This window comes from Streptococcus sp. GMD3S (genome assembly GCF_000298695.2).
Lineage (GTDB): Bacteria > Bacillota > Bacilli > Lactobacillales > Streptococcaceae > Streptococcus.
The window spans coordinates 1-4,696 of sequence record NZ_AJRC02000057.1 but is presented as its reverse complement, the minus strand read 5'-3'; the positions used below and the strand labels follow the sequence as shown (position 1 = coordinate 4,696).

Sequence of the window (4,696 nt, the reverse complement as noted above, 5' to 3'; positions counted from 1 at the left end):
ATGCCTTTTTCAATCAAGGTCAACATCGCACGTTGGCTAAAGATAAGACCGAAAGTTGAGTTCATGTTGCGGATCATGTTTTCTGGGAAGACCGTCAAATTCTTGACGATATTTCCGAAACGGTTGAGCATGTAGTCGATCAAAATAGTCGTATCTGGTGTGATGATGCGCTCAGCTGATGAGTGAGAGATGTCACGTTCGTGCCAAAGGGCTACGTTTTCATAGGCCGTCACCATGTGACCACGGATAACACGCGCAAGACCTGTCATGTTTTCAGAACCGATAGGGTTGCGTTTGTGAGGCATGGCTGAAGACCCTTTTTGACCTTTGGCAAAGAACTCTTCTACTTCGCGTTGCTCAGATTTTTGAAGACCACGAATTTCAGTCGCCATACGCTCGATAGAAGTTGCGATGCTGGCAAGAACTGCGAAGTACTCAGCGTGAAGGTCACGAGGAAGCACCTGTGTAGAGATTTCTTGAGCACGGATACCGAGTTTGTCGCAGACGTATTTTTCAACGAATGGTGGGATGTTGGCAAAGTTACCAACCGCACCAGAAATCTTACCAGCTTCCACACCAGCAGCCGCATGTTCGAAACGCTCGATGTTGCGCTTCATTTCGCTGTACCATGTTGCCAATTTAAGACCAAAAGTCGTCGGTTCCGCATGCACACCGTGGGTACGCCCCATCATGATGGTGAACTTGTGCTCCTTGGCCTTGTCAGCGATGATGTTGGTGAAGTTTTCAAGGTCACGACGGATAATGTCGTTGGCCTGCTTGTAGAGGTAACCGTAGGCAGTATCCACCACGTCGGTAGAAGTCAAACCATAGTGAACCCACTTGCGCTCTTCACCAAGAGTCTCAGAAACCGCACGCGTGAAAGCCACCACATCGTGACGAGTCTCTTGCTCAATCTCCAAAATACGGTCGATGTCAAAGTCAGCCTTTTCACGAATCAAAGCCACATCTTCCTTAGGGATTTCTCCCAACTCAGCCCATGCCTCGTCAGCCAAGATTTCCACCTCAAGCCAAGCACGGTATTTATTTTCTTCACTCCAAATATTCGCCATCTCAGGGCGAGAGTAACGGTTGATCATTTTTGTTTAAATCCTTTCTTTTTGATGTTTCACTTAGGTGGGGCGGACGCCAGCAAACCTTCGGTTTCATGGCTAATTGTTGAGCCTAAGGTCTCAACAATTCCGTCGCTTACGCTCTCCCCACGGCGTGAAACATCTGGTGAGTGACCTACGGTCACTACTGCTTTGTTCTAATTTTCTAAATCTCTATTCAAATCATTTATCAATGCTTTAAGTGTTAATAGAGCACCTAGCACAAACTCACTATTCACTTCCTGAACTTTTATTTTCAAATCTATTAAAATCCTTGCTGCCTCAGAAAGAAGTTCTTTTTTTGCCTCATTTCTACTAACTTTATTTTTAGAAGAAAGTATCAAACCAACTATTCCTCCGACTGCAGCTAATGCAGCTGGAATAACCAATATCGTTCCCAGACCTGCTAACATTCCTCCGCCAAATACAGCTCCTATACCCGCTAAACCACTAGTAACTACTGCTGCCCCAGCTGTTCCTTCAGCAGCCATTAAAGTAATAAGACCAAACCCACTAACAACACCTAAACCTCCTCCAGCAGTGGCACCTAAAGCACCACCAATTTTATCAGCATTAGATTTACTATATTTAATTCCATTCTCAATGAGTTCACGAATTTTTTCATCTTCAATTTCAGTTATCTTAGTCAATTTGCCTTGAGCAATTTTTTCTGAAATGGTAATAATTTCTCCCGCAGCAAGAAGAGTTTCTTTAGAATTAAAAATTTCTTTTGACATTGTGTATCCTTTATATTGTATAAACTAATCTTCCAAGGCACGTCTAAGTTCTTCTTCCGAATAACCAAATGTGTAATCTTCATCCATTCCGTTAGATAACCAAATATCCGCAGCATCATATACATCTAATGATTCATCAAATTCTTCTGTCATTTCAAAAATCAATCCCTTTCCCAAACTCAACCACACTATCCGGTACATCACTAAACAAGGTCACGTGTCCCATCTTGCGGTTGTGCTTTGCTTCTATTTTACCATACATGTGGAGGTGGGCGCTTGGATTTTCTGTGACATATGTTTCTGCAGCCTCGACGTGCTGGCCGAGGACATTGAGCATGACGGCTGGGGCATGCAGGTGGATAGCTGGCAATGGTGCTCCCAGAACACCGAGAATATGGGTATCAAACTGCGAGAAGTCACAGGCTTCAATCGAGTAGTGGCCTGAATTATGTGGACGTGGGGCAATCTCGTTGACGATGATATTATCAGCCGTCGCAAACATTTCCACGCATAGCGTTCCAGAAAGGTTCAGTTGTTCTGCGATTCGCACGGCCATAGCTTTGGCTTTCTCAGCTAAACTTTCCGAAATGCGAGCTGGCACAATGGTTTTTGAAAGAATGTTGTTGCGATGAATATTTTCCTGAACTGGGAAAGCCGTCACATCCTTACCATTTCCTGATACGATGACAGAAATTTCAAGGTCGAAGTTAACAAATTCTTCCAAGACACAGTCTGCTGAGTCAGCGAGTGCATAGGCTTCTTCCAATTCTGCTTCTGAGCGAATGACCTTTTGCCCATGCCCATCGTAGCCACCGGTCGCAGTCTTAAGGACATAGTTTTTCGACAGGTCGATATCTGCCAAGTCTTGACTTGAAGTCACAACCTTGTAGGGTGCCACAGTGACTTGGGCCTTGTTTGCGAGAAAGTCCTTTTCAAAGATGCGATTTTGAGAAATGCGGAGCAAGTCAGTTCCTTGTGGGAGTTGTCCATCCTTGATAACGGCATCCAAACCATCGGCGTCGACATTTTCAAATTCATAAGTGAGAACATCACATCGATCCGCCAACTGACGAAGGGCGTCCACATCATTATAAGGAGCTACGATGATTTCCGCCACACGGGAGGCTGGACAATCCGCCGCAGGATCCAGCGCGATAACCTTGTACCCCATGTAGATAGCAGAAATGGCCATCATCTGACCCAGCTGACCACCACCGATAATTCCGATTGTTTTAGATGAGCTCATTTGTAGACTCCTCTGCTATTTTTCCTTGCTCTTCTGCGAAATCAGCCAAAGCTGTCGCAATAACCAGGTCCTCTACTGAAAGGAGACGGAGGGCAAAGAGGGCCGCATTTGTCGCTCCAGCTTCACCGATAGCCATAGTCGCAACAGGCACACCACCCGGCATCTGTACGATAGAGTAGAGCGAGTCTACACCACTAAGAGCACGAGATTTGACAGGTACACCGATGACAGGAAGGGTTGTTTTAGCTGCAACCATACCTGGCAAATGGGCTGCCCCACCTGCACCTGCGATAATGACCTTGATACCACGGCTACGAGCTTCCTCCGCATGTCTGAACATGAGATCTGGTGTCCGGTGGGCAGAGACAACCTTCTTTTCGTAGGCTACACCGAAGCGGTCTAGGACTTCGGCGGTTTTTTGCATGGTTGCCCAGTCGGATTTTGAGCCCATAATAATGGAAATTACTGGTTTCATTTCTTCTCCTTTTTCTTCCTTTCAACAATCACCTTAGGTTGTGAGGGACGGCAGCAGCCACCAAAGGTGTCTCATGCCTAAATCGGAAGCCCAAGGTCTTCCGATTTCCCTGAAGGCTTGGCTAACAAAGCCAAGCCTTCTTTCACAACGGCGGTGATTGCTCTATATTAGCTCGCTAATGCTCGCAAACCATACGACCATTAACGTATTTTGTGAATTTTTATTTTTCTTTTTAATAATCGTCTAATGTAGTGCGGACGTAAGCGAACGCTTGTGGCGTTCCATTACTAAAACTGGAGCCTAGGTCTCCAGTTTTCCGCTCCTAGTAGCAAAGCTACTAGGAGTTCCACTACTGCGACGATTATTCTATAGTGGCTCGCTTTCGCTCGCCATGGCAAATATGTCTGTTAATCTTTTATGGCCTTGCTTCCGATATCTGTTCGGTAAAAGAGGCCTTCTGTTTTTTGTTGGGAGAGTTCTTGGTAGATGGTTTCTTGGGCTTCTTTGACGGTATCTGCTGTGGTGACGAGCATATAGACACGTCCACCATTTGATAGCAGCGCTCTGCTATTTTCCGCAAACTTAGCTCCAGCATAGTAGGTGATAATGTCGCCTTCGGTCTTGGATGGAAGCTTAACACCTTTTTCATAGTCTAGCGGGTAGCCCTGGGATGCGACAACCACACCCAGAGTCACACCCTTGTCCGTCCACGTGATGTTTGGCTCCTTGCCATCGAGAATATCCGTGATATTTTGCGCAAAGTCAGATGTCAAACGAGGCAAGATAATCTGAGTTTCGGGATCTCCAAATCGAGCGTTAAACTCTATAACCTTCGGACCGTCAGCAGTCAAAATAAGCCCTGCGTAAAGGACACCAAGATACGGACGACCTTCTTTTATCATTCCTTTAAGAACTGGCTTGACAATAGTCTCAACCGCCGTATCAACCACGCTCTGTGGCAAGTGAGGAACTGGCGCATAAGCTCCCATACCACCCGTGTTAGGGCCCTTGTCGCCGTCATAGGCACGTTTATGGTCCTGAGCCGTTGGCATGATGTAGAACTTGTCCCCATTGACAAAGGCAAAGAGAGAGAACTCTTCTCCGTCAAGGAATTCCTCGATGACCACAC

The 4,696-nt window shown here is 46.1% G+C and carries 6 protein-coding genes and 1 pseudogene; all 7 read right to left on the bottom strand.

From position 1 onward, the window contains the following. The coding region (purB, locus tag GMD3S_RS0210045) for an adenylosuccinate lyase (RefSeq protein ID WP_025173011.1) at positions 1-1,097 on the bottom strand (1,097 nt) is incomplete at its 3' end. 170 nt (positions 1,098-1,267) lie between these two features. Further along, the gene (locus tag GMD3S_RS0210040) at positions 1,268-1,846 is read right to left on the bottom strand and encodes a hypothetical protein (protein WP_000031524.1); all 579 of its coding nucleotides are present in this window, start codon (positions 1,844-1,846) and stop codon (positions 1,268-1,270) included. Between the two features lie 24 nt (positions 1,847-1,870). After that, a complete protein-coding gene (locus GMD3S_RS11115) occupies positions 1,871-1,999 on the bottom strand; it encodes a hypothetical protein (protein WP_272942513.1) in 129 nt (42 codons plus the stop codon). A 1-nt stretch (position 2,000) separates the two neighbouring features. Next, positions 2,001-3,092, bottom strand: a complete 1,092-nt coding sequence (gene purK, locus GMD3S_RS0210030; RefSeq protein ID WP_000099072.1) for a 5-(carboxyamino)imidazole ribonucleotide synthase — start codon at positions 3,090-3,092, stop codon at positions 2,001-2,003. Next, complete coding sequence (gene purE / locus GMD3S_RS0210025; protein ID WP_000805605.1) at positions 3,079-3,567, bottom strand: 5-(carboxyamino)imidazole ribonucleotide mutase; 489 nt, start codon at positions 3,565-3,567, stop codon at positions 3,079-3,081. Before purE ends, purK begins: the two co-directional genes overlap by 14 nt. 28 nt (positions 3,568-3,595) lie before the next feature. After that, a pseudogene (locus tag GMD3S_RS11135) lies at positions 3,596-3,688 on the bottom strand (phosphoribosylaminoimidazole carboxylase); the annotation flags it as partial. Positions 3,689-3,974: 286 nt separating this feature from the next. After that, on the bottom strand, positions 3,975-4,696 hold a 722-nt coding region (locus GMD3S_RS0210020), incomplete at its 5' end, for a phosphoribosylamine--glycine ligase (RefSeq protein ID WP_025173010.1).